The organism is Paenibacillus sp. V4I9, from assembly GCF_030817295.1.
Lineage (GTDB): Bacteria > Bacillota > Bacilli > Paenibacillales > NBRC-103111 > Paenibacillus_E.
Window position 1 is genome coordinate 7,578,479 of sequence record NZ_JAUSZE010000001.1, and the last position, 25,545, is coordinate 7,604,023.

17 protein-coding genes are annotated in these 25,545 nt (G+C 46.9%); 9 read left to right on the plus strand and 8 right to left on the minus strand.

The window, feature by feature from the left end; genetic code table 11:
• The first annotated feature begins 5 nt into the window (after positions 1–5).
• The 3 genes from QFZ81_RS34905 (at position 6) to QFZ81_RS34915 (ending at position 4,158) form a co-directional block, all read left to right on the plus strand.
• Positions 6–1,196, plus strand: coding sequence for a murein hydrolase activator EnvC family protein (locus QFZ81_RS34905; protein ID WP_307436467.1), 1,191 nt, complete (start codon positions 6–8; stop codon positions 1,194–1,196).
• Between the two features lie 91 nt (positions 1,197–1,287).
• Positions 1,288–2,751, plus strand: coding sequence for a S41 family peptidase (locus QFZ81_RS34910; protein WP_307449233.1), 1,464 nt, complete (start codon positions 1,288–1,290; stop codon positions 2,749–2,751).
• 123 nt (positions 2,752–2,874) lie between these two features.
• Positions 2,875–4,158 (plus strand): PDZ domain-containing protein, encoded by a 1,284-nt coding sequence (locus tag QFZ81_RS34915; protein ID WP_307606414.1) that lies wholly within the window; start codon positions 2,875–2,877, stop codon positions 4,156–4,158.
• 47 nt (positions 4,159–4,205) lie between these two features.
• On the opposite strand, the gene QFZ81_RS34920 is transcribed toward QFZ81_RS34915, so the two are convergent.
• Both QFZ81_RS34920 and QFZ81_RS34925 read right to left on the minus strand, forming a co-directional pair.
• A complete protein-coding gene (locus tag QFZ81_RS34920; protein ID WP_307606416.1) occupies positions 4,206–5,021 on the minus strand; it encodes a flagellar motor protein MotB in 816 nt (271 codons plus the stop codon).
• Positions 5,005–5,799, minus strand: a complete 795-nt coding sequence (locus QFZ81_RS34925) for a flagellar motor protein (protein WP_307436458.1) — start codon at positions 5,797–5,799, stop codon at positions 5,005–5,007. Before QFZ81_RS34925 ends, QFZ81_RS34920 begins: the two co-directional genes overlap by 17 nt.
• A gap of 322 nt (positions 5,800–6,121) precedes the next feature.
• On the opposite strand from QFZ81_RS34925, the gene uvrB reads away from it, so the two are divergent.
• The 4 genes from uvrB to QFZ81_RS34945 all read left to right on the plus strand — a co-directional run bounded on the left by uvrB (position 6,122) and on the right by QFZ81_RS34945 (position 12,030).
• Positions 6,122–8,119, plus strand: coding sequence for an excinuclease ABC subunit UvrB (gene uvrB / locus QFZ81_RS34930; RefSeq protein ID WP_307606418.1), 1,998 nt, complete (start codon positions 6,122–6,124; stop codon positions 8,117–8,119).
• Between the two features lie 37 nt (positions 8,120–8,156).
• Positions 8,157–11,039 (plus strand): excinuclease ABC subunit UvrA, encoded by a 2,883-nt coding sequence (gene uvrA / locus QFZ81_RS34935; protein ID WP_307436452.1) that lies wholly within the window; start codon positions 8,157–8,159, stop codon positions 11,037–11,039.
• 251 nt (positions 11,040–11,290) lie between these two features.
• Entirely contained in the window at positions 11,291–11,449 is a 159-nt protein-coding gene (locus tag QFZ81_RS34940) for a hypothetical protein (RefSeq protein ID WP_307436449.1), read from the plus strand.
• Between the two features lie 380 nt (positions 11,450–11,829).
• On the plus strand, positions 11,830–12,030 hold the full coding sequence (locus QFZ81_RS34945; RefSeq protein ID WP_307436445.1) for a DUF2759 family protein: 201 nt from the start codon (positions 11,830–11,832) through the stop codon (positions 12,028–12,030).
• 90 nt (positions 12,031–12,120) lie between these two features.
• Here the strand turns inward: QFZ81_RS34945 and QFZ81_RS34950 are convergent, their stop codons facing one another.
• The 6 genes from QFZ81_RS34950 to QFZ81_RS34975 all read right to left on the minus strand — a co-directional run bounded on the left by QFZ81_RS34950 (position 12,121) and on the right by QFZ81_RS34975 (position 20,671).
• The gene (locus QFZ81_RS34950; protein ID WP_307606420.1) at positions 12,121–13,089 is read right to left on the minus strand and encodes a sugar phosphate isomerase/epimerase family protein; all 969 of its coding nucleotides are present in this window, start codon (positions 13,087–13,089) and stop codon (positions 12,121–12,123) included.
• Between the two features lie 48 nt (positions 13,090–13,137).
• Positions 13,138–14,292, minus strand: coding sequence for an MBOAT family O-acyltransferase (locus QFZ81_RS34955; protein ID WP_307436439.1), 1,155 nt, complete (start codon positions 14,290–14,292; stop codon positions 13,138–13,140).
• A gap of 142 nt (positions 14,293–14,434) precedes the next feature.
• A complete protein-coding gene (locus tag QFZ81_RS34960) occupies positions 14,435–15,337 on the minus strand; it encodes a hypothetical protein (RefSeq protein WP_307606422.1) in 903 nt (300 codons plus the stop codon).
• 583 nt (positions 15,338–15,920) lie between these two features.
• Positions 15,921–17,120, minus strand: a complete 1,200-nt coding sequence (locus QFZ81_RS34965) for a class-II aminoacyl-tRNA synthetase family protein (RefSeq protein WP_307606424.1) — start codon at positions 17,118–17,120, stop codon at positions 15,921–15,923.
• Between the two features lie 7 nt (positions 17,121–17,127).
• Positions 17,128–17,385, minus strand: coding sequence for an acyl carrier protein (locus tag QFZ81_RS34970; protein WP_029194863.1), 258 nt, complete (start codon positions 17,383–17,385; stop codon positions 17,128–17,130).
• Positions 17,386–17,440: 55 nt separating this feature from the next.
• Entirely contained in the window at positions 17,441–20,671 is a 3,231-nt protein-coding gene (locus QFZ81_RS34975; RefSeq protein WP_307606426.1) for an FG-GAP repeat domain-containing protein, read from the minus strand.
• Between the two features lie 248 nt (positions 20,672–20,919).
• Here QFZ81_RS34975 and QFZ81_RS34980 point away from each other — a divergent pair, with 248 nt between their 5' ends.
• Together QFZ81_RS34980 and QFZ81_RS34985 are read left to right on the plus strand one after the other, a co-directional pair.
• Positions 20,920–23,472 (plus strand): U32 family peptidase, encoded by a 2,553-nt coding sequence (locus QFZ81_RS34980; RefSeq protein WP_307606428.1) that lies wholly within the window; start codon positions 20,920–20,922, stop codon positions 23,470–23,472.
• Positions 23,473–23,659: 187 nt separating this feature from the next.
• The gene (locus QFZ81_RS34985) at positions 23,660–25,516 is read left to right on the plus strand and encodes a coiled-coil domain-containing protein (RefSeq protein WP_307606429.1); all 1,857 of its coding nucleotides are present in this window, start codon (positions 23,660–23,662) and stop codon (positions 25,514–25,516) included.
• Positions 25,517–25,545: the final 29 nt, after the last annotated feature.

The following is a 25,545-nucleotide window of genomic DNA, read 5'->3' on the forward strand; positions in this document are numbered from 1 at the left end:
CGTGCTTGAAGAAGAAGATTCTACCTTTGGTGTTGACACTTGGGATTGCGGCTTCATTGGCGGTTCCTTATGCGGGGTATGCCGCTTCAACAACGGAAAAGATCGATCAGCAGTTGACTCAGCTCAAGAAAATGAAGGCGGTCGCGCAGCAGAAGGCGAATGACGCGCAGAATCAAATAACGAAGGTCCATACTGAGAAGGACCAGGCGACCAAGGATATGAACACACTTGTCAATCAGGTGAATGAAGCTAGTAAGAAGCTCACGAAACTGAATGAAGAAATCGACCAAGTATCGGATGCATTAGCAGATAACGCTAAACAATTGGATGAAGCGGAAGCGCGTGTGGAGACTCGTGATCAAATGCTGAAATCCCGAGTGCGTTTGATGTATATGAACGGTTTTGTTTCGTACATGGATGTGCTGCTTAGCGCGACCAGTTTTTCTGATTTCTTGAACCGTATTGAAGCTTTGAAATCTATTGTTAATCAAGATAAAGAGATACTAGTGTCAAATAAGAAAGATAAAGAAACGGTTGCCCAGAAAAAGGTAGATACAGAACAACAGCTTGAGAAGGTTAAAGCGCTGTACGCTGACGCCGACGCCCTCAGGGACGATCTGCAAGCGAAGGAGAAGGCCAAGGAAGTTAAGATTGCTTCTCTTACGAAGCAAGAGAAGGTGCTTGAGGATATTTCAGAAGAAAGCGATAAACAGATTACACAATTAGCGAAGCAAGAAGCGGACCTACAGGCGAAGAAGAGGGCAGCTAGTAAAGCGAAATCGCCTTTCACTTATTCCGGTGGGAAACTGGGTTACCCATTGGCCGTTCAAGCGCCACTTACATCCGATTTCACGAATAGAATCAATCCAGTTACAGGCAGATCAGAGAGCCATAAAGGGATTGATTTGGGAGCACCTAAAGGAACGGACATTCTTGCGGCTGAGAACGGCTCAGTTATCTATGCCTCATGGATGAACGGATACGGGAATTGCATCATCGTGGATCATGGGAATGGATTATGGACGTTGTATGGACATATTATGAATGATGGGCTCTACGTCAAAGTTGGCGATGTGGTGAAACGCGGACAGAAGATTGCCGGTGTTGGCTCGACAGGTCAATCGACAGGGAACCATTTGCATTTTGAAGTTAGGAAGAATGAAGTTCCAACCGATCCTAAACCGTTCTTACGATAAGGGAACTTGGTTATAAAACGGGAATAGCTTGTCATATACTACAAACAGGCGAACCCAAATGGGTTTTAGGAAAAAGGTGGTGAAACGCGCTTTGCAATTCAAAGGACGCACGGTCATAGTATTTGTTTTGTTAGCCATGTTTGCAAGCAGTATCGTTACATTGACGATTGTGGATTCATCCTTTTCTTGGGGGCGGAAAGAGCAGCCAGCGGGCAGTACCGCCGCATCCACTGCCACTTCATCCGGACTATCGAGTAAGGATTTGAGCAAAATCTCTACAACGTTTCAATTGATCGAGAGCAAGTATTTGAAGCAGCCGGATCATGATAAGCTGGTTAATGGCGCAATCAATGGCATGCTGGAATCTCTGGAAGACCCATTTACCGTTTATATGGATCAAAAGGAAGCGAAGCAGTTCGATGAGAGTATTACGTCCTCTTTTCAAGGCATAGGGGCAGAGGTTTCGATTGAGGAAGGTAAATTCGTTATCGTGTCTCCAATCAAGGGCTCTCCTGCTGAGAAAGCCGGTATTCAATCCAAAGACGTGATTGTCTCGGTCAACGGAGAGAAGTTGGACGGGCTTACGCTTAACCAAGCAGTCATGAAAATCCGCGGGCCTAAAGGCACGCAGGCGAAGCTGGATTTACTTCGTCAAGGTGCCGGTGATCCGGTGCAAGTCATCGTGGTCAGGGATAATATTGACGTTGAAACGGTTTATGGCGAAATGCTGCAGGACCAAATCGGGAAGATTGAGATTCGCCAATTCTCCTCGAATACAGCCGTCCGTTTCGCTGAAGAGCTGAAAAGCCTTGAAGCCAAAGGGATGAAAGGGCTTGTTATCGACGTGCGTAATGACCCGGGCGGTCTGTTGAACGTAGTCGTAGACATCGTGAATCCTTTCGTCAAGAGCGGCAAACCGATCGTCCAGGTCGAGAATCGGGATGGGAAGCGGGAACCGACACCTTCAACGGGTTCTGGCAAGAATTATCCGGTAACGGTGCTAGTGAATAAGGGCAGTGCAAGTGCTTCGGAGATATTGGCAGGAGCCTTCCAAGAAGCGGTTGGCAGCAAGATTATTGGCGAAACTTCCTATGGGAAAGGAACCGTTCAGGTTACTTTTGAGAAGGAAATGGGTGACGGCAGCAATATTAAAATGACGGTGTACAAATGGTTAACGCCGAACGGAAACTGGATTCACAAAACGGGGATCCAACCTGACATTCCAGTTGAGCAGCCAGGGTATTTCAAAGCAGCTCCACTGTCTAAGAAAAGTGTGCTTAAACAGGACATGACAAGCGATGATGTGAAGAATCTACAACTCATGCTGACAGGTCTTGGTTTTAACCCGGAACGTTCGGACGGTTATTTCAATGATAAGACAGTTACAGCTGTTAAAGCATTCCAACGGACTAATGGTTTACCGATGACAGGCGAGGTAGACACGGAAACAGCGACTAAAATCGAAAAATCAATTTTGGCGCAAATTCGTGAGCCGAAGAACGATTTGCAGTTGAAGGCAGCAATTGGGCAAATCCAAAAGCAAATCGGGAAATAATAAGGGTCAGATATTGGAAATTCGTCAAGATGGGCAGGAGTTAAGCTCTAATAGTCGAATTAGTGTAGGAAGGTTGCTACGGCTGCCTTCCTATTTCTTTTTCATCAAGGAGCCCAGATTCGTATGGATGTATTGATTCAACTTTTGGACAGACTGCTGCAGGCTGTAGGGCAGTTGTTTGCGAATCCTTTTTACTATATAGGTATTCTATTTATCGTGCTGCATTATCGGAAGCAGATTCAGATGGAGCGTAAGCTGTTTCACACGCGCTTGCATTCTTTATTGAATGAGACGTGGCGAACCGTACTCTGGGGTTGGCTAGGCGGTATCAGTGCCTCCGTACTTATGCTCTTCGTAGGTGTTAATATTCAAGCGAGCACGGTCATTCTGTTATGGGTCCTATCGATTATTCTAGTGATGATGCGCGTTAGATTCTTGTGTTTGGCTTATGCGGTAGGTATTTTGGGAATCGCGCAAGTAATTCTTTCGTGGATACCGAATGCAGCCAGCCTCCAGGAGGCGGTTCCGGTTCTGGACATCGTAGTTGGCGCAGATATCCCTTCCTTGCTGGTCATTGTCGCTGTACTTCATCTTCTAGAAGGGACGCTCGTCGGCTTTCAAGGGGCACGCATGGCAACACCGCTGTTCCTCGAAGGGAGGCGTGGGCAAATTATCGGCGGGCAACAGCTGCAAGGCTTCTGGCCTGTTCCCTTATTCTTGCTCGTTCCTATGACAGGGGGAAGTATAGAAGGTCTTCCATGGGAAACGCTGTTTGGTTCGAACCTCGCATCAGGATGGACATTTCTTGCCTTTCCGGCAATGATTGGCTTTACGGAGCTTACGATATCGAAGCTTCCCCGCAAACAAGCCCGTTTCAGTGCAAGCTTGCTCTACTTATATGGCATCATCCTATTAGTTACAGCGATTGCCGCTCATTTCTGGCCGCCGATTCTGCTTGTAGGAGCCGTATTAAGCATTGCTTTACATGAAGGACTGATTCGGTATAACCAATGGGTGGAAGATAAGCTGGTGCCGTTCTACGTTCACTCACAGCGTGGTCTTATGGTGTTGTCGGTAGTACCAAACAGTCCTGCCCACGAGCTAGGTATTCAAACGGGCGAACTCATTCATAAGGTCAACGGTCACAAAATCAAGACCAAAACCGATCTGCACGTTGCCATGGGGCTGAATTCCGCCTTCTGCAGGCTGGAGGTGCTGAATGAGCAGGATGAGGTGCGTTTCTTGCAGCGAGCGATTTACTCTGGCGATCATCATCAATTAGGAATTATTTTAGCTCCTGATCAGGATGCATTGTACTTCCTAGAGCCAAGACCCCTGCATCTGTTTTCCTATTTGCGAAGTAAACTGACCGGCTTGTTATCCAATGATTCAACGAAATCTATGTGATTAAAAAAAGACCCTATCCTCTCGTTTGAAAGAGGAAGGGTCTTTGCTTATTTAACCGTTGTTGTTGGAGAGAGCCCATCACGCAGTACAATGATTTCGACGCGGCGATTTTTGCTGCGGTTCTCATCGCTTGTGTTGGCCACTTTTGGCATCGTATCAGCATAAGCTGTAGCAATAAATTTATTGTTATCCAGTTTGGCCGTATCACTAAAATAGCGAAGCACCGAAAGGGAACGGGCGAATGATAATCCCCAGTTATCTTTGAATGGAGAGCCTGTAGCTAGCGGCAAGTTGTCGGTATGACCTTCGATGCTCACCTTGTTGTTCAGAGTTGGGATGAGAGAAGCAAGCTTCTGAAGAATTGGAAAGGAGGCCGCTTTCAGATCTGCTTTTCCTAGGTCGAATAGGAATAAGTCATTAAGAGTGATAGCTACACCGCGTTCTGTATCGCTAGCGGATACTTGTGCCTCCAGATTTTGATCCTTAATATAAGCTTGGACTTGTTTTAAAAGATCTTGAAGTTCCTTTTCGCGCTTCTCTTTTTCATTCTCTTCAGGCTTTGTTTTATCTTTCTCTTCCTTCTGATCATCTTGGCTCTGATTCTGGTTCTGCGGTTTCTGGGCATCGCCTTGCTTTGGGGTCATTTGACCGCTGACGCCAAAGCCTTTATCCAAAACCGAGTCGGCTTTCTGGAATTGCATGTTTAAGGCTTGAGCCAGAACGGAATACTTTTGAACATCGACTTTACTCATTGCATACATAATAATGAAGAAAACGAGCAGCAGGGTGATTAAATCAGCGTAAGTAATGAGCCATCTCTCATGATTGACATGTTCCTCGTGCTTCTTACCTCTCCGCGCCATTATCGTCATCCTCCTCTACGACTTTCTTCGTTGGTTTATCGTGGAGGAAGGAATTCAGTTTTTTCTTAATTAACTGTGGATTCTCACCGGCTTGAAGGGCAAGAATGCCTTCTAACATCAGTTCCATTTCGGAAACCATTTCTTTGCCGCGAACCTTAATTTTATTAGCAATCGGAAGATAGACCAAGTTGGCGCTCATAACACCGTATAAGGTAGCTGTGAAAGCAACGGCAATGGCAGGTCCGAGACTGGAGGGGTCGTCGAGATTACCGAGAACGTGAATGAGCCCCATAACTGTACCGATAATTCCCATGGTTGGTGCATACCCGCCCCCGGCTTCGAACACCTTTGACATATTGTTAACTTGGTGCTCAATAGCATCCATCTCCAGCTCTAGAATTTGTCTGGTCAGCTCGGGATCAGTTCCATCAACCACCATAAGCAAACCATCTTTAAGGAACGGATTTGTATGCTCCTGTGCGCGTTGCTCAAGGGCTAATACTCCTTCTCGACGAGCGATAGAAGCCATTTCCACAAGTTCATCAATCGTTGCTCCCGGATCTCTTTTTACTTCTTTGAAGGCAATGCCGAGAGCTTTAGGGATTTTGGCTAAAATAGAGAGCGGGAAGCTGATGGCTACTGCACCAAAGGTTCCGCCGAAAACGATCAGCATGGCACTCGGGATGATCAATGAACTAATATGACCGCCATCCCACATGTACCCGCCGACTAAACCTACAAGACCCAATACTAATCCTAAAACTGTTGTCAAATCCATGACTGTACCACTCCTAATTAGCATAAAAAGAATAGGAACCATAAAGCAACCAGATAAATTCGTTGGAGTCGCTCTCCACAAAATTTATACAGACCGTAACAGATATTGCCGTTTGCATCCATGATTCAAAAATAGTATAATGGAAAAACCAGAACAAACATTCTTATGATGGATGAATTTAGAGAATCCTTCATATTTGTGCGAATAAGTTCCATAAACTTCTATATCGGAAATAGCATAAGGAAAGTTAATAGGATAAAAGTTCGATTTATTTCGATAAAATGTGGGTTTAAAAAGTTCGAATAAGTGTAGGTGATTATTGATGAGTGAACTGGTCATTAGCTCTAAGAAGTTTGAGCTTGTATCCGATTTTTCCCCGCAAGGCGATCAGCCTAAAGCGATTGAGGAAATTGTTCAAAGTATACAAGCAGGTAATAAGCATCAGACGCTCTTAGGTGCGACGGGAACGGGAAAAACGTTCACAGCGGCGCAAGTCATTGCCAAGTTGAACCGTCCTACCCTAATTATTGCGCATAACAAAACGTTAGCCGCACAGTTGTGCAGTGAATTTAAAGAATTTTTCCCTCATAATGCCGTCTCCTACTTCGTTAGTTACTATGATTACTACCAACCAGAAGCCTACATTGCCTCCTCTGACACTTACATCGAGAAAGATTCCAGCATCAATGAAGAGATTGATAAGCTTCGTCACTCAGCGACAAGCTCGTTATTTGAACGCCGTGACGTTATTGTCGTAGCGAGCGTGTCGTGTATTTACGGCTTGGGTTCGCCTGTTGAATATGGCAATATGCTGCTTTCTTTACGTGTAGGTATGGAGAAATCGCGCAATGAGATTTTACACAAGCTCGTGGATATTCAATATCAGCGGAATGATTTGAATTTTGTGCGCGGGACTTTTCGCGTGCGCGGAGATGTCGTTGAGATTTTTCCAGCGTCGCATGGCGAACAAGCGGTGAGAGTTGAGTTGTTTGGTGACGAAATCGAACGGATTACGGAAATCAATGTGCTCACCGGCGAGATTATCGGCGAGCGCGATCATATCGCTATCTTTCCAGCGTCGCACTTTGTGACGCACGAAGATACGATGAAGCGTGCGCTCGTGAATATTGAACGTGAGCTTGAGGATCGTCTTGCCGTGCTGAAGGAGCAAGGAAAACTGCTCGAAGCACAGAGGCTGGAACAACGGACGCGTTATGATATGGAAATGATGCAAGAGATGGGTTTCTGCAATGGGATTGAGAATTACTCAGGACCGCTGACTTTCCGTGAGCGGGGAGCTACGCCGTATACGCTTATGGATTATTTCCCAGAGGATATGCTTTTCATGGTCGATGAATCCCATGCGACTTTGCCGCAGATTCGCGCGATGTATAATGGAGACAAAGCAAGAAAAGAAGTACTAGTTGACCATGGTTTCCGTTTGCCGTCGGCGCTCGATAACCGTCCACTACGCTTTGAAGAGTTTGAGGAAAAAATCAGTCAAGTTTTATATATATCAGCTACACCTGGACCCTACGAGTTGGAACATTGCCCGGAAATGATACAACAAATTATACGTCCTACGGGGCTGTTGGATCCAATCATTGAAGTAAGACCTACTAAAGGACAAATCGATGATTTAATTGCCGAAATTCATGATCGAATTCGTAAAGATGAGCGTGTGCTCGTAACGACGTTAACGAAGAAAATGTCAGAAGATTTAACTGATTATTTTAAGGAAATTGGCATTAAAGTGCGCTATTTGCACTCGGATATCAAGACATTTGAACGTATGCAGATTCTACGAGATTTGCGGTTAGGTGTTTTCCATGTTCTCGTAGGGATTAACCTCCTTAGGGAAGGGCTTGATTTACCTGAGGTTTCGCTGGTCGCTATTCTAGATGCGGACAAAGAAGGCTTCCTACGCTCAGAACGATCGCTGATTCAAACCATCGGTCGTGCAGCGAGAAATTCAGACGGTCGTGTGATTATGTATGGAGATAAAATAACAGATTCCATGCAGAAAGCGATTTATGAGACGAGTCGCCGTCGAAGTATTCAAGAAGCGCATAATGAGAAGCTCGGGATCACACCGCAAACGATTGCCAAGAAAATCCGCGATGTCATTGAAGCTACGAAGGTGGCTGAACAGAAAGCGGATTATCTGGCCGATGTGAAGGGTGCGAAGATGTCGAAGAAGGATCGCGCATCGCTGATCGAGCGTTTGGAAGGCGAGATGAAAGAGGCTGCGAAGAACCTACAGTTCGAACGAGCCGCGCAGCTGCGTGATGCTATTATGGAAATGAAAGCTGACGCCTAGAAGGGGCTTCAGCTTCACATAGGAGAGGAAGGGTACTGTGTCTAGAGATCAAATTGTCATTAAAGGAGCTAGAGCTCATAATCTGAAAAATATCGATGTCACGATTCCACGTGATAAGTTTGTTGTTCTCACAGGCTTAAGTGGATCAGGGAAATCGTCGCTTGCCTTTGATACGATTTATGCGGAGGGGCAGCGCAGATACGTTGAATCTCTATCTGCCTATGCCAGACAATTTCTAGGGCAAATGGATAAGCCGGATGTAGATTCGATTGAAGGTCTATCGCCGGCTATTTCCATTGATCAGAAGACAACAAGCCGTAATCCGCGTTCCACGGTTGGGACCGTAACGGAGATTTACGACTATTTACGCTTGCTATATGCTCGAATTGGACGTCCGCATTGTCCGACCCATGGTATTGAGATTACATCGCAAACCGTGGAACAAATGGTGGATCGCATTATGGAGTATCCGGAACGAACGAAGCTCCAGATTCTAGCTCCCCTTATTTCAGGACGCAAAGGCGAACATACAAAGCTGCTTGCTGATATTCAAAAGCAGGGATTCGTCAGGGTGCGTGTCAATGGTGAAACGGTCGATCTCGCTGAGAAGATTGAACTCGACAAAAATAAAAAGCACACGATCGAGGTCGTTGTTGACCGCATCGTGATCAAAGAGGATGTTCAAACTCGTCTTGCGGATTCCCTGGAGACAGCGCTCAAGTTGGCAAATGGTAGGGTAATCGTCGATATCATTGACAAAGAAGAGCTGCTCTTTAGCCAAAACTTAGCCTGTCCAGAGTGCGGCTTCAGCGTTGAAGAATTAGCGCCAAGAATGTTTTCGTTTAACAGTCCCTTCGGTGCTTGTCCCGATTGTGATGGACTAGGCAGTCAGATGATCGTTGATCCTGATCTACTTGTTCCTGATGCGAAGTTAACGATTGAAGAGGGAGCGTTCGAAGCTTGGGCCGGCAGCACTTCCAACTATTATCCGCAGTTTCTTGCGGCGGTTTGTGAACATTATTCCATTCCGCGCAATATACCTGTTTCTGAGATAAACAGTGATCAGATGAAGGTTATCCTTTATGGAACAGGCGGGGAGAAGATTCGCTTCCGATACGAGAATGATATGGGAGCGAGCAAGGAAGCGTTAGTTCCTTTCGAGGGAATCATTCGCAACTTAGAACGCAGATTCAAAGATACGTTCTCTGAGGGGATCAGGGAGCACATTCAGACGTATATGAGCACGAAGCCTTGTCCGAAGTGTAAAGGACAGCGTTTGAAGCCCGAAACGTTAGCTGTGACGATCAATGGCAAAAACATTGCTCATGCAACTTCCCTCTCGATTGGTGACGCTGAGGAATGGTTCAAAGGGTTGGACTTGAATGAACGGGAGCTAACGATTTCCAATTTGATTCTCAAGGAAATCAGATCTCGCCTAGGGTTCCTAGTCAACGTAGGTCTTGATTACTTAACGATGCATCGTGCTGCAGGTACGTTATCGGGTGGAGAAGCACAGCGGATACGCTTGGCTACTCAGATCGGTTCAAGTTTGATGGGTGTCCTATATATTTTGGATGAGCCCAGCATTGGACTGCATCAGAGAGATAATACGCGTCTGATTCAGACGCTCGAACATATGCGTGATCTCGGTAATACATTAATCGTCGTGGAACATGATGAAGACACGATGATGGCCGCGGATTACATTATCGATATCGGTCCTGGTGCCGGTATTCATGGCGGACAAGTCATTGCGCAAGGTACGCCTAAAGAGTTAATGAAAGACGATAATTCTCTTACAGGACAATACCTTAGCGGCAAACGTTTCATTCCTATTCCAGCAGCGCGACGCAAGCCGAATGGGAAATGGATCGAGATCAAAGGTGCCAAAGAAAATAATTTACGCAACGTATCAGCTAAAGTGCCACTCGGTGTATTCACCTGTGTAACAGGGGTATCCGGTTCAGGCAAAAGTACGTTGATTAATGAGATTTTGTTCAAAACCTTGTCGCGTGACTTAAACGGAGCTAAGGTGCGCCCTGGTGAGCACAAGGAAATTGTGGGCCTTGAACACATTGATAAAGTCATCGATATTGACCAATCACCGATTGGTCGTACGCCACGCTCGAATCCAGCGACGTATACCGGTGTTTTTGATGATATCCGTGATGTGTATGCGAATACGAACGAAGCTAAGGTTCGCGGTTACAAGAAAGGCCGCTTCAGCTTTAACGTGAAGGGCGGCCGTTGTGAGGCTTGTCGTGGAGACGGCATCATCAAGATCGAGATGCACTTCTTACCGGACGTGTACGTGCCTTGTGAAGTCTGTAAAGGCAAACGATACAACCGCGAGACCATGGAAGTGAAGTACAAAGGCAAGAGCATTTCTGAAGTGTTAGAGATGACGATTGAGGACGGCTGCGAGTTCTTCAAGAACTTGCCGCGTATTCATCGTAAGCTGACGACACTTCTGGATGTGGGGCTGGGCTACATGACCCTCGGCCAGCCAGCGACTACGCTGTCCGGCGGCGAAGCCCAGCGTGTGAAGCTCGCGGCTGAGCTGTACCGCCGCAGCACAGGCAAGACGATCTACATCCTGGATGAGCCCACTACGGGGCTCCACATCCACGATATCGATCGTCTGCTGAAGGTGCTTCACCGTCTCGTCGAGAACGGTGAAACCGTACTTGTCATCGAGCATAACCTCGATGTAATCAAGACGGCGGACCACGTCATCGATCTAGGCCCCGAGGGTGGTACCCGCGGAGGACTGATCGTGGCTGCCGGTACGCCGGAGGATGTCGTGAAGGTGGCCGGGTCCTACACCGGCCAATACTTGAAACCGATCCTCGAACGGGATCAGGAGCGCTCTGAGAACTACGCAAATCGACTTGAAGTGCTAGAAGAATCAGTCGGCTAATAAGTTACCGGAATAAGCTTGGCTCGCGATACAAGAAATCGTATCGCCAAGCTTATTTTGTTCTTTTGTCATAATTCCGACTAACATACCTTGAATTTTGTTAAGACTTAATTGAATGATACAAGCTTCGACAATTTAACCCTCTATCGCAATGAAGGAGAATAGACCTATAATTAGGTTATAAGTTGCATACGAAAATATCCCTCTTACTTATAAGCAGTTCTAATCTATCTACTTTATGGAGGCTTGTTATGAAACCGACGTTAGAGTTACAACAGATTGTTTCTGCTTTAGGTATTGATCCTTTTCGATTCTTAGCTTGGCAGGAGAAAGAATTAGCAGAAAAACTACAAAACGCATACATCGAGGAGTATAAAGAATTCGACCCCGGGTACGGACTAGTCGTTTAAGAAGTGCAACTCTATGAAACATAGAACCCGCAACGTCCCTTGATAGGGATTTCGGGTTTATTTTTTTTGTAGCTTGTGTATAAGTTAAGCATTGAATCACAGCATGCACAGAGTTATAAATATTCGAAGAGATGGACATTTTATACTTACGAGGCAGGTTTGAGAAATCGCGAAACATCAAGAAGAAATCAATAGTTTGATGTATGAGCTCCGATGAACCCATCCATTCACGGCGTTGTGATGTGGTCAAGCCCTGCAAAAGGTGACAAACTTGTTACACATCAGTGTAATCACTTGCATCTAGTGCCCAATCAAGCTAACATAGAATTAAAATAGCAGGACGTGTGCCTTGCACCGAGTTACTATAAGGAGGTTTCACCATGTTATTAGCGGAAGCAGCAGCAACAACAAGTACGTATACAAGCTTTGATATTTATGTTTTGATCTTCACGGTGGTCATCGCCATTGCTTTCATCAGAGAGCTGATCAACCCTAGAAGAAATTTGTTTGCCCTAGGATTTGCGGGGGTTTCCTTGCTCGTATTCGGCTTCATGGATGTCGTTATGATCAGAGGCTGGTAATTCCGAGCAAAACAAGATAAAAGCCCACAGGACCAAGATCGTAAGATCAACGGCGCCTGCGGGCTTTTTTGTTTTATTTAAAGCAAATGCTTATACCCACCACATTTCACCAAGAGGTTCCTTGATGAGCACTTGTTGGAGATTTTGCACCGCTTTGGAGAATCCTTCTTCAACGGACATCAAACCGTCTTCGTGCTCAATGCTCACAACATAGTCATAACCAACAAGGCGCAAAGCGCTAATGATGTCAGCCCAAACTTTCATATCGTGACCATAACCAACGGAACGGAACTGCCAAGCGCGGTCAAGCATGTTAGCATAGGATTGCATGTCTGTTACACCATAGCGGTTCACATTGTTAACATCAAGAGATGTATCTTTGGCGTGGAAATGGTGAATCGCTCCGGCACGGCCAAGAATTTGAACGGCTTGAACAGGATCGATACCTTGCCACCACATGTGACTTGGGTCAAGATTCGCTCCTATTGCTTCACCTGCTGCTTCGCGCAGACGAAGGAGGGTTGCTGGCGTATGTACGGAGAAACCACCGTGTAATTCCAGACCAATTTTAATATTACGGTCGGAAGCGTACTTACCTGTTTCTGTCCAGTAAGGAATAATTTTATTCCCCCACTGCCAGTCCAGAATTTCTTGGAAATCATTCGGCCAAGGCGCTACCGGCCAGTTCGGATACTTCGCATCCTCATGGTCACCAGGACAGCCAGAGAACGTATTAATTACAGGTACCTCTAGGCGCTCAGCAAGATCAATCGTTTGTATGATAGCATCGTGAAACTCTTTAGCAATGTGTTTTTGCGGGTGCAGCGGGTTACCGTGGGCGCTAAGTGCGCTGATTGTCAAACCGCGGGATTCAACCGCATGTTTAAATGCTTTTAGTTTCCCTGCGTCTGCGAGAAGTTCGCTTGGGTTGCAATGCGCTGTACCGGGATAGCCCCCTGTACCGATTTCAACAGCATCTAAGCCTTTCGCAGCAATGTAATCCAACGCTTCCTCGAAAGGTTTTCCACCGAACAGAACCATAAAAACGCCTAACTTCATTAGGTACACCTCCATAAATGGTAAACAATCACACAAATTATACCACTATCATCCAGTAAAATGAAGCAAGCCTTTATAGATCCGAAGTACCGTCTCATAATTGGAGCTGTAAATAATAACCGAGAACGTAACCAACGCTTGTGTCACGAAACAACGGAAGTAGAAATAAGTTTTGGATACTTTCTTTTTATTAACGGTAGTGATTTTGAATATATTTTCGATGGCCAGAATGATCCCATGGTAGAGCCCGTAGAAGAAATAAAGCCATGTAAAGCCATGCCACAGACCAATCAAGACCATAATCAGAACGGACAAGCTGGAGGCTACCCAGCGGGATGGAGCAGTACGGGAGAAGAACATGAAGATATGATCACGGAAAAAATCGCCTAGCGTCGCGTGCCAATTTCGCCAAAACTGCGTCATGGAAGGCGAGAAGAGTGGACGCTTGAAGTTCTCAGGCATCGTATAGCCCATCAATCGCCCAAAGCCGATCGCCATATCGGAATAACCGGAGAAATCGAAGTAAATAAGTGCATAGAACCAGACCAATAGAAATAACGACTGATGGGTGTGCAGATCCTGCTTCAACACTTGATCGAAAACGCTGGTCATCCAGGTGACCACAACAATTTTCTTAAACAATCCTAAAATGATCCGTTTCACACTGTCTTCGAAGAGCGCAGCGTCTACGTTGTAAGGCTTTTTGCTGTCGGCCATGAAATCACGGAATTTTAAAATTGGCCCCGATGTAAAAGTTGGAATGAAAAGCAGGTAATTCGCGTAATCTATGGCTGGAACTTGACCTTCTTTACCGAAGAAATAAGCGAAATAGTAAGCATCGATTACTTTAAGCACGTTATAAATGAGGCCTAAATAGATGATAGCATCGAACAACGGATTGTGAAAAATGTCCATGACGAAAAGCCGGACACCGATAAACACACCGACAACATTAGCGGCAATCGCGAAAATAAAGGTCGCTTTACGCCATAACGTCGTTCGGCATAGATAGACAAAGCCAGCATAATTAATGACCGTAAAAACAGCATAGAAAATGAGCAGCTTCTGGCTGAACAGCAGCAGGAAGCAGAGGCTGAAAATAATCATCAGAATGCGTTTGTTATTAGCCCACTTGCGGGTGAGCATCAGAACGGCAACCATGCCAATCATAGCGATAATTGCGTTCATGTGCATATAAAACATAGCTATAGAACTCCTCGCTTCGAAAGCTTGATCAGTCTCATCTTAGACTTCTAGAAAATTTAGAAATATTAGAATTTCTCGTAGATAAACAAGCCCTTGCCAGTAAAATAGATGAAAACCAAATACAGCATCACGAGATAGATCAGGACTTCGATGGTTTTCCTAAGGATTTTAACCATGTGTCTACCTCCTTCGTAAATAGCGGCGCGCCCTCTTCGCGGTTCAAGTGGACAAGGTCATGGAAATAGCGTGGATCGTATTTGTGCAGCAAATCCAGCGTAGGCACATTCGCAGCTTGCAGCTGGCGGTTTGCCTCTTGCATCAAGGAGGCGACGTAAGGCGGATCCGCATAGCCTTTGTTCCACGGCATCCAAATCACTCGCAGAGGAAGTTGATGTTTATTCGCATACTGGATAACCCACTGCAGAGCATCCAAATTAGCCTGAAAATCCTTTAGTGTCATGGAACCAAAGCGTTTATCATAATCGGTCCATTTCGTCTTTAGGAAAGCATCGTCTTTGCGACCGGGGTAAAGCTCTTTATCAATCCAGCGGGGCTCGTAGGCAAGGCTGCCTTTGCGCAAATTACGAGCAAACTCTTCACCGGAGTCTCGAAAATAGTCGCGGTACGTGTAAACATAAGGCTGATACCAGGGTTTGAACCATTGGTAGGTTGGATCGGTTTCAAGTGAGTCCAGCATGGTGTGAACATCGATGCCAATCACAAGCTCATCCTTTACCTGGTAAAGGTTATTCGATAGGATGGCTTTCAGGTCGGTTAGCTTTCCATAGGATAGTCCCATCTCGACTAAATGAGCTTCGGATTTCTCTTCGATATACGCACCCGTAACGGACGAATTACCGAAGAAAACCGGACCCGATTGGGACCAGCCGTGGTGGTAGAGCGTTTTGGTAAAGTCGTTTTTGTAAAAACGGCGCGAGCTATCCATCGGGTTCCACCAGGAAATGAGCAGGTCGGAGACGACGAATGCCAGCAGCAGGCCGAGTACGAAGCTATTTTTTTTGAGAAATGCAGCTACTTTCAACGGTATCACTCATTATCTTTGTATAGGATGGACGCTTCAACGTCTGGTTTGCCATAGAGAACGCATGAAGCATAAGTTAGTTGGCCCACAGCTGACAATGAACTGTATTCGTACAGCTAATGTCGGCGTGTGGGCCATTTTGATGTTACTTTGATGTAAACGTGCAGGTGAATGGCGGATATGGCTGGGTTCTGAGGGGAGCCCAACGCACCCAGAACGAGCCCAATGTACCGAACGAGTTCAACGAGTATAAGACTCCGCGTATCCGACGAATCCAGCGAGCTCAACGCCCCCAACTGGGGGTGAAGTTGCATTTTGTGCAACAATACTTTCAATTCCTTCAGCATATTGGCTATATGTTGTAGAAAATACAACAATTCAGAGAGATTTTCATCATATTAGTCGTTTTGGACTAGAATTGTTGTACGAAATGCAACTTTGTTGCTGGTAAAGACCACTTTAAGGAGATATTGTTGCACAAAATATAAAACTTAGACCATCGAGGAATCACTCATCGACACCCAACAACGGGAGCTGCTGTAGGCCCGCAAGACAAAATAGTTAGAGAGAAGAGACAAAGCTCTTACAGCGCCTTCTCCTGCCAAGCATGGTACTGCTCACGGAATGTGGCAGGCCACTGCTGCTCGTCGAGTCCGTACTGCGCCAAGAATGCGAACGCCCAGCGTTCGATTCCAAAGCCTACACAGCCTGTAACGGCGTTGCGCTTGCCCATTTTAATATTAAAAGCATTCCCAAACGTGTTGCTATGAAAGTTTACAGAGGAGCAGGCGATTGATTTCTTCACATGAGGAATGCTCAAGCGCAGCTCATATTTCATCTCTTGATTGCGTTGGAAAGATGCTTTCACTTGGAAATCGTTCGTGAAGAACGGGTCGTTGGCGATCTCCATCATGCTGTCCACGTTCCATTCAACGGCAAGCTCTTTCAGATATTCGATCGATTTTAGGCGATTTTCTTTGACGAAGTCTGGTTTACCAACGAAAATAATTTCGCGCATCGAGAAGTCGAGCAGACGACCGAAATCGGTGTGGTTTTTGGACTCGAAGCGGTGACATTTCGCAATGGCTGTAACGACGATGCCGTCACCCTCAAGCGTTTCATTCTCTAGGCCTTCATAGCAGTGATAACATGTAGAAGGATTCATCATAAAGTTCGGCTTCACCATGTTGTTATCAAGCTCCAATGGCTGATCCCGGTTCCAACCGCCAGCTTCGCGGATCGATTGAGAGAAGGACTCGATGACATCCAAGTCTTCACGCAAATGAGTCACGAAGTGGATATGCTCAGGGAATGAAGTGAAATGGTTCGTTTTGTTCAAAGTGTGACTATGAATGACAGCTGGATAAGACTCTTCCTGCATGCCTTCGAAGCGCTTAGCTATCTTCGTTACAAAGGAATAATCGAAGAAACGCATTAAGCTGGAGAAAGGCTCGCGGAAAATAAAAAGGCCGGGCTCCAACACTTTAATTGCTTTACGTTCTACAAGCTCAGCGATAATATCGCCTTCGTAAGGGGTATCGACTTTATGCTCGAATAGAATATTTTCCTTGAAGCCGAAATCGCCATGGGAGAAACGTTCAATGAGACGCTGAACCCGCTCGGTAATACCTTCGTTTCCATTCGGAGAGTTATGCGTAATGATGATGTGACCATCCACAAGGGCAATATCCTGAATATGCTCATCGGCAAAGGCGGACGCGTATTTGACTTGTCCATGCTGACTTTCAGCCAGGCCTTCTAAAGAAATTTTACATGTCATCATGAGTGGGTTACCTCGCAGTCTTCTTGGAAATAAAATCGGCAATTTCGCTCACCGTGTTCATGGAGTACAGCATTAAATCTTGATTCGTCACTTGGATGCTGTATGTTTTTTCGATATGGGCGATAAGCGCTGTGGCGCCAATGGAGTCAATGAACCCATAATCAAACAGATGAACATCAACGTCAAAATCATCGTCATCCTCAGCAATTTCATAACGCTCGCGAATATGCTGTTCAAGCTGCGCTAATAATTCTTCATTAGACATGTTGGAAAGCCTCCTGGTTAACATAAAAGTGGTAATAAGATAAAGGAACGTTAGTTCACTTTGCGGTAAAAGAAAGTGTCGTCAAATCACCGTATCGGGTGATGGTGTACATATGTGTTTGGGCGTCATACTCGATCTTGGCATCGGATCCGTCAAAGAGTAGCTCCGTAGGACTGAATACCTTCACTTGCTGCAGACCTGCTGATTTCAGGACTAATTGATGAGTGTTTCCTTGCTGTGTCAGCTCAAAAGGGACATTAGAACGCACGACGTGGAACTTTTCCTTGGTCGCTCCAATACCGATGGAGGATGGCTTAGCCAAACCTAGATAGAATCGATTGTCAATTGTCGTATAAATATCCGAATCACCTTGTAGGGAGTATAGGGCAAGTTTTTCGCCTTTTTCGATGACGACACCCAGTGTCGTAGCGTACTCACCAGCCAGGTTTGGCACCTTGTCGGTATTCGGTGTCAAAGTGGCATGAAAATGAGGACTGCCGCCTGATAAACGATCTTTCAGCTTGTCCCATAAATAAGAGGCCCATGAATGACTGATACGAACCTCGCTTTTCAAAGCAGTTAAGAATGACTTGGCCATCTGTGTTTCGGTCATAAAGTTATAATTATGCTTTGTACGAAGCTTGTCAAAGTAGTCAGCGAATTCGGTTAAATCAGCAACTTTGGATGGTACGGGAAAATGGTACTCGATGTGCTCGAAATAATCAATCGGCATATCCAATTTAACCATCGATTCGAAAACATCTGTCGTCGCATAGTCTCCTGTTCGCAGCACCGGCGTCGGTGTATGAATCAACATCGTTTGATCGGTATTCCCTTGTTTATCCTGTAATAGGAAGGGAAGCGACCAAATCTCTTCCGGACGCGGAATAACAGGCGAATCGGGCGATAAGAATCCGAAATTGTACCATAATCCTTGCTGCTGTTCATTTTCCAGTGTTTGATGGTGGTCTATGTTATTGATGCGCCACGTGTGTTGGTTCGTTCCAAGGTGCAGCCAAGGGATGCCGAGCTTATCGAATGCTTTCTTGTGAAGGGAAAGCTCGGTGCGCTCCTGTTCAGCACTTTTGAAACTATGCACGAACACGTGGGGATCGATTTGTAAATGATTGTCACGCGCGTATTGGATGAACTCCTGGAGCTCCGCTTGATAAGGAAACTGCGGGTCGTCGATCGAAACGGGGGACCCGAATTCGATACCGCCGACGACCAGGTCGTCTTTACCGTCGTGATTAAGATCTATCCAAAGCGGGACGGAGTAGTGGCCAGCTACCAAGGCGTGATCGCCGACTTGGTTCAGGGATGTGCCCTGTAGGGGACCCGCATCCGCCCAAGCGCCATCAGCGCCTTGAAGATACACTTGCAGGTCCCCGTCGCTGCTGCCGACCACGATATCGAGTCGGCCGTCGCCGCCCATGTCACGCACGGATGGTGCGGCGTGCGTGGCATGCTGCGGCAGCGGGAATAGTGCGCTGCCCTGCTCGAGTGTGAGGGCCGCTGCGCTGCGGCCCTTGTAGAGCCACACTTGTCCATCGGCTCCGCCTAGGACAAGGTCGAGCTTGCCGTCGCCATCGACGTCGGCGACGAACGGCGCTGCAGGCCCTCCGGGCAGCTGCAGCGGCTTCCCGCCCGCGAGCAGCGCCGCGGGCTTCGTGAACCTGCCGCTAGCGAGCTGCGGCAGAAGCTGTACCGCCCCGGACTCGCCTGCGACGACGAGGTCCGTGCGGCCATCCCCGTTCACATCTGCGGCGTGAACGGCACTGTAAGGGCCAAGCTGCAGCGGCAAGCCGGACTCCAGCTCCAGCTTCACCGGCGCGCCAAACGTGTCGGGCAGCGCTAAGCCCTCTGGCAGCGGCTCACTCGCGTAGGCCGCCGCGTCCACGCCTTGATTTGTGTACACATACACGAATCCGTCACTGCTGCCGACGACGAGGTCCGTGCGGCCGTCGCCGTTCATATCCGCGGCCGTCGGGTACGCGCGGTAAGGCAGCTCAATCGCGCTCGACAGATCGCGATATTGTGGAAACAAAGCCTGCCGCAGGGGCTTGCCGGCAGCCATCACGTGCAGCCCGCTCGCGTAACCCGAGCCAGGCAGCTCTCCGACGAACATCGGCTGCGCGCTCGTCCCCGTGTTAAGCTGCACCGTCACGCTCTCGCGCCATTGCCCCCAGTAGAAGGCGTTCCGCACGAGTGTAAACGAGGGAATCTCGTTATATTCCTTCAGCTTCTCCGCCCAAGCAATGCCGTCCTTTTGCCCAATTGCCGGCATCGCCTCAAAATGATTCTGAAAGGCCATCGCAGGCCTTCCGTAAGGGCCAAGGATTTTTTTCACACTATAACCAAGTGTTTCTTTCGATACATAAGCGAGCAGCTCACTGCGATACTGCATGTTCGCTGCAGCAAAAGCAAAGTTAAAGTAAGGCTCAATCGGCAGCGTTTTTCTATTGAAATAAGTCGTTCCCGGAACTCGTTTCATTTCTGCTTGGTACTTTGCAGCCAGCTGAGAGAAGCCTAGCATCGGATCCATGCCGCTCATCATGTCGTAGCCTGTTAGGAAATACCGGTTAGGCAGAAAGTTACTGCTGATCAGCACGGTGCCTTTTCCAACGCGGTTCTGCATAACAAGCGAAACAGGCTTTCCAGCCATGTTCATGGCAACTATCGTTTGACCAGTAGAAGGAACGAAGCCATATCCCAAGTTAAAGGCGGGCAAGTCTTCCAGTGAATTATGTTTGAGGTAGCTCTGGCTAAACAATTGAAAAGTTTGCTGTATACCTTGCAGATTAACAGGCACCTGCGGGTAGCTCAGACTCTGTGTTGATGCTGCCAATTGGGGTCCACCCAAGCTCATAAGCGGCACTTTTTTTAAATCCACAACCTCTGTAGCACCTAGAAATTCCGGTGCAAAGCTGGTTGAGAACCCATTTTCCACTAATAAATGTCCGCCCTGCTTCACGAATGCTACGAGTTTCGGAACTTGTTCCACCCACCCGGCATCTTGCGAAAGGGCAGGATCCAGATAGATTGCATCGTACTTACGAAGCTGGTTCGTGGATAAGGAAGGCAGGTTTTGTTTGTCAATGTGAACGCCTGCTTGCAAGGTTTGCTGGAAATTTCCATAGGCTGCCGCATCATAAAGATCCCCGCTCGTCGCATAGAGAAGCTTGGTTTCATCTACTTTTGGCAAAAATAAAAGAAGGACAATGAGTAATAGGCTACTGATGACGCCTAGTCCGATCAATAACTTAAGAACACGAATTTTCGACAAAACCAAAGGTATCCCTCAATTACTAAAAAGGTCACTATCCTTGCCATTATAGCATTCATAGGAAGCTTTGTTAACTTCTAAAGGGTTTCTGTTTGGGGAGGAAACGTTTGGCAACATGGTTGCGACTGTCGGATATTGGCTAAGCTTGTAATTACCCCCCGCCCTAGATTCCTACCTATCCTTTCTGTTACACTAAAGAGAAGACTTTGAGGTTACCCGAGGATCTATTATTGAAAGGATTTGCTGCCATGCGTACGATACGCAGAGAAGATATAGAATTGTTGGCCCCTGCGGGGGATTGGGATTGTATGAGAGCGGCTGTTGCCAATGGGGCGGATGCCGTGTTTTTTGGTGTGGAGAAATTTAATGCTAGAGCACGTGCGCATAACTTTACGATGGCTGAACTGCCGGATATTATGTCGTTTCTTCATCTATATGGGGTAAAGGGCTTTCTTACCTTCAACATCCTCGTGTTTGAGGAAGAATTGAATGATGCGAAGCAATTGATAGATGCATGTGTGGACGCCGGTGTGGATGCGGTCATTGTACAGGATCTTGGTCTGGTTAAAATGATACGTCAGATCTCCCCGGATTTCCCGATTCACGGATCCACACAGATGACGATTACATCGCCTGAGGCGGTTGAGTTTACGAAGCCGTTCGATATTGAACGCGTTGTGTTAGGGCGCGAAAATAACTTGAAGCAGATTAAACAAATCGGCGATCAAGCGAAGCTTCCGATGGAAGTATTCGTGCATGGTGCGCTTTGCGTATCTTATTCCGGTCAGTGTCTGACTTCTGAAATGTGGGGCGGACGTTCCGCTAACCGTGGAGAATGCGCACAAGCATGCCGCTTGCCGTATGATCTGATGGTCGACGGCGTGCAAAAGCCGATGGGCGATGTCACGTATTTGCTGTCGCCAAAGGATTTGGCAGCGATAGAGATCGTTCCGGAGCTTATTGAAGCTGGCGTACGCTCTTTCAAAATTGAAGGGCGTCTGAAAACCCCTGAATATGTGGCCAATGTCGTGAGCAAGTATCGCCGTGCGATTGACCGTTATTTCGATGGGGAGGATGCTCGTCCGACCAAAGAAGAGGTTCGTGAGCTTCAGCAAAGCTTCTCGCGTGGATTTACGGTTGGTTTTTTGAATGGAACCAACAATAAACAGCTTGTCGACGGCACGTTTCCGAAGAGCCGTGGGGTTTTCGTGGGCCGCATCAAGCAGATCTTGCGCGATGGGGTGATCTGTGAGCTAGAGGCGCCGCTCAAACGCGGTGACGGGCTTGTTTTCGACGCCGGGGATCCGACGAAGAAGGAAGAAGGCGGGCGCATCTACGATTTGCGCCGCAAGGGAGAGAAGCTCGAAGGTGAAGCCGAGGGCGGACTCATCGAGATCATTATGGGACGCAATGATGTGGAGCTAGGCCGTCTGCATGTCGGGGACCGCATCTGGAAGACGAATGATCCACAGCTGGACAAGCGCCTGCGCCAGACGTTCGAGACAGACAAGCCTTACCGGACTTTCCCGGTAAGCGTGAAGGTAAGCGGCGTAGAAGGCGAGCCGCTCAAAAGCTGGTGGACGGATATTCAAGGGGGACATACCGTCTTCGTACAATCCGAGCTTCCGCTGGTTCGCGCGGAGAAAAGACCGATGGACGAACAGCTCTTTACGGAGCAGTTCGGACGCCTTGGCGGAACGATTTATGAGCTCAGTCAGCTGGATCTGCAGCTGACCGGCGAGCTTATCGTGCCGATGCGTGAACTTAACAGTATGCGCCGCATGGCTGTCGAGCTGATGGAAGACGAGCGGCAGAAGCCACCGGCTTACTTGAAGCGTGAAATCGGCGTGTATGACGACGTGATCCAGTCAGCTGCTGAGGCAGCTATCACCAACGCTGCCGCGAATGCTCCTGCGCTTTCCCTAGCGGAACGCAAGGCTGTAGAGCTTACTGCGCTTTGCCGTAACTTGGATCAGGTGAAGGCTGTTCTTGAAACAACGGAAATCGAGTTTATATATGCGGATTTCGAATTTATTAAGCAGTTCCCTGCGGCCGTGGAAGCTGTTCGTGCAGCCGGTCGCAAAATTGCCTTGGTGACACCGCGTATTCACATGCCAGGGGAGACGGGCTATTTTAACCATATATTAAAGCTAAATCCAGATGCAGTATTGATCCGCAATACGGGCGCAGCTTACTTCTTCTTAAAGCATCGGTTGGAAAATCCGGACGCGCCGAAACCGCAGTTAATCGGGGATTTCTCGCTCAATGTGGCCAACCACAAAACGGCTGCCTTGTTCCTAGAAGCGGGTCTTTCGAAGATTACACCTTCGTACGATTTAAACATTCAGCAAATGGTCGATTTGCTTCGCCGCACTGAGACCTCGAAGCTTGAGGTTGTTATTCATCAGCACATGCCGATGTTCCATACAGAGCACTGCGTGTACTGTACGTTCCTGAGCGAGGGCACAGACTTTACAAACTGCGGTCGTCCTTGTGAGGATCACAGCGTTTCTTTGCAAGACCGTGTCGGTATGTCCCATCCGGTTCGTGTCGATGAAGGCTGCCGTAATACGGTGTACAACGCCGTGGATCAGTCTGGTGCTGAGTACTTGAGCCATTTCATGGATCTGGGCATCCGTTCCTTCCGTGTTGAGTTCCTTGAAGAGACGCCAGACAAGGTGCGCGAAATTCTTGACTTGTACCGCCGTGCGATTGACGGTGAGATTAGCGGTACGCAAGTATGGCGTTCGTTGAAAGCGACGAACCAACTTGGTGTAACTCGCGGTCAATTGGTGAAGTAGAGGATCTATAGTGTGGAAAACAGACCCAGTGCCGCATAGGTACTGGGTTTGTTGTTTTCTGGAGAAAAAAAGCGCAGTGCTAAATATTTCCCTCATTTATTGTCATTTGTTTAATGTCCTGAATAATATGTTACAGCTAATGCCTAAGCCTAATGGACATAAGAAGAAAGGATGGCGATAGATAACAATGAAAAGGACATATAAGTTCACTGAGATCGCTGGTAAGATCGGAAAAACGCGAGCGGCTGTGGTGGAATGGTCAAATTATTTTCGCGAATTTCTTCCGACTAAAGCTGTAGGGGGATCCCTAAGGTACACAGAAGAAGCCATCGAAATTTTTGAGATCATTTCCAAGATGAGCGATGCCAATAAGCCGCTTAGATTTATAAAAGAACATTTACAGGAAATGCGTCGGAAGGCAATTATCGCACTCAATGATGAAAAGTCGTTACCTCCTACACCTACTATTGTTCCTAGCTCCAATTTACCTCCTTCTGTAAACAACTCCAACTTGCAATTAAGCAAAGAAACAATGGAATTAAGTAACAGGGTACAGCTCCTCACGCGAAAGATAGAAGCGAATAAATCCCCAAGGAATTTAAAGGACCATATCGACCTGAATCAAAAGGTTGGTATATCGACTATAGCAGGTAGTATGCTTTTACCACCTATTGTGGATCATTCAAACGCTCAGTTCGTTCAATTAACTAATGAAGTCGCGGAACTTTGTAGCACCATCCATTCGCTTTCACAAAAGGTTATTGAAGTTTCGGGCGTTTCTGAAGAAGTAACGGAATTACGAAACGTGATCCAGATTCTCACCCAACATGTATCTGATGTGTTCGAACAGGACATTCGAAGTGAAGTTGCTGTCACACTTGAATTACTGAACAGACAAATTGAGGGTGTTTCAACCGAAGTAACGGGGCTTCAGAATGCGATCCACATCGTTCAACAAAAGGTAACGGAAGCTTCGGATCAAGATCTCAAAGGTGAAATACTTACTGCTGCAACGGAGTTACTGAACCAACGCTATAAAGTCGTTTCAGCTGATGTAAATAACCTGCGTAATGAGATTCATCTCCACGCGCAAAAGATAAGTGAGATGTTGGAACAAGAAATCAGAAGTGAGGTTGTTTCCACAATTGAATTGCTGAAAAGACAAATTGAGGGTGTTTCTACCGAAGTAACAGGGTTGCAGCATGCGATCGAAACCGTTCAGCAAAAGGTAACTGAAGCTTCAGATCGAGATCTCAAAGGTGAAGTTCTTACTGCTACAACAGAGTTACTGAACCAACGCTATGAAGGTGTTTCAGAGGATGTAAAGGACCTTCGCAATCTGATCGATCTTCACACGCAAAAGGTAAGCGAAGTGGTGGAGCAAGAAATCCGAATTCAAATGCTTACTACTGCAGAATCGCTAGACAAACGCTATGACACCGTATCTGAAGAAGTAACGGAACTGCGAAGAGTGATCGAAACCGTTCAGCAAAAGGTAACTGAAGCTTCGGATCGAGATCTCAAAGGTGAAATACTTACTGCCACAACGGAGTTACTAAACCAACGATGTGACACCGTATCTAAAGAAGTAACGGAACTGCGAAGAGTGATCGAAACCGTTCAGCAAAAGGTAACCGAAGCTTCGGATCGGGATCCCAAAGGTGAAATACTTACTGCCACAACAGAGTTACTGAACCAACGATATGACACCATATCTAAAGAGGTAACGGAGCTGCGAAAAGTAATCGAAACTGTTCATCAAAAGGTAACTGAAGCTTCGGATCAAGATCCCAAAGGTGAAATACTTACTGCCACAACGGAGTTACTGAACCAACGATATGAAGGCGTTTCGGAGGATGTAAAGGACCTGCGTAATTTAATTCATCTTCACACGCAAAAGGTAAGTGAAATGTTGGAACAAGAAATCCGAAGTGAAATGCTTGCTACTACGGAATCACTAAACAAACGCTATGATGACATATCTCAACAATTGACATCACAGCAACGACTACTTGAAAAGATCTCTAAAATGTTAGGTTTCTAGGCTATCATTTAATCCTCATCATGATGTCA

What these genes read in the sequence shown, in the direction of transcription:
- QFZ81_RS34955 (WP_307436439.1), bottom strand. Translation starts at nt 14,292, where the DNA reads ATGTTTTATATGCACATGAACGCAATTATCGCTATGATTGGCATGGTT.
- QFZ81_RS34970 (WP_029194863.1), bottom strand. Translation starts at nt 17,385, where the DNA reads ATGTCTAATGAAGAATTATTAGCGCAGCTTGAACAGCATATTCGCGAG.
- QFZ81_RS34915 (WP_307606414.1), top strand. Translation starts at nt 2,875, where the DNA reads ATGGATGTATTGATTCAACTTTTGGACAGACTGCTGCAGGCTGTAGGG.
- uvrB (WP_307606418.1), top strand. Translation starts at nt 6,122, where the DNA reads ATGAGTGAACTGGTCATTAGCTCTAAGAAGTTTGAGCTTGTATCCGAT.
- QFZ81_RS34965 (WP_307606424.1), bottom strand. Translation starts at nt 17,120, where the DNA reads ATGATGACATGTAAAATTTCTTTAGAAGGCCTGGCTGAAAGTCAGCAT.
- QFZ81_RS34925 (WP_307436458.1), bottom strand. Translation starts at nt 5,799, where the DNA reads ATGGATTTGACAACAGTTTTAGGATTAGTATTGGGTCTTGTAGGTTTA.
- QFZ81_RS34950 (WP_307606420.1), bottom strand. Translation starts at nt 13,089, where the DNA reads ATGAAGTTAGGCGTTTTTATGGTTCTGTTCGGTGGAAAACCTTTCGAG.
- QFZ81_RS34945 (WP_307436445.1), top strand. Translation starts at nt 11,830, where the DNA reads ATGTTATTAGCGGAAGCAGCAGCAACAACAAGTACGTATACAAGCTTT.
- QFZ81_RS34985 (WP_307606429.1), top strand. Translation starts at nt 23,660, where the DNA reads ATGAAAAGGACATATAAGTTCACTGAGATCGCTGGTAAGATCGGAAAA.
- QFZ81_RS34940 (WP_307436449.1), top strand. Translation starts at nt 11,291, where the DNA reads ATGAAACCGACGTTAGAGTTACAACAGATTGTTTCTGCTTTAGGTATT.
- QFZ81_RS34980 (WP_307606428.1), top strand. Translation starts at nt 20,920, where the DNA reads ATGCGTACGATACGCAGAGAAGATATAGAATTGTTGGCCCCTGCGGGG.
- QFZ81_RS34920 (WP_307606416.1), bottom strand. Translation starts at nt 5,021, where the DNA reads ATGGCGCGGAGAGGTAAGAAGCACGAGGAACATGTCAATCATGAGAGA.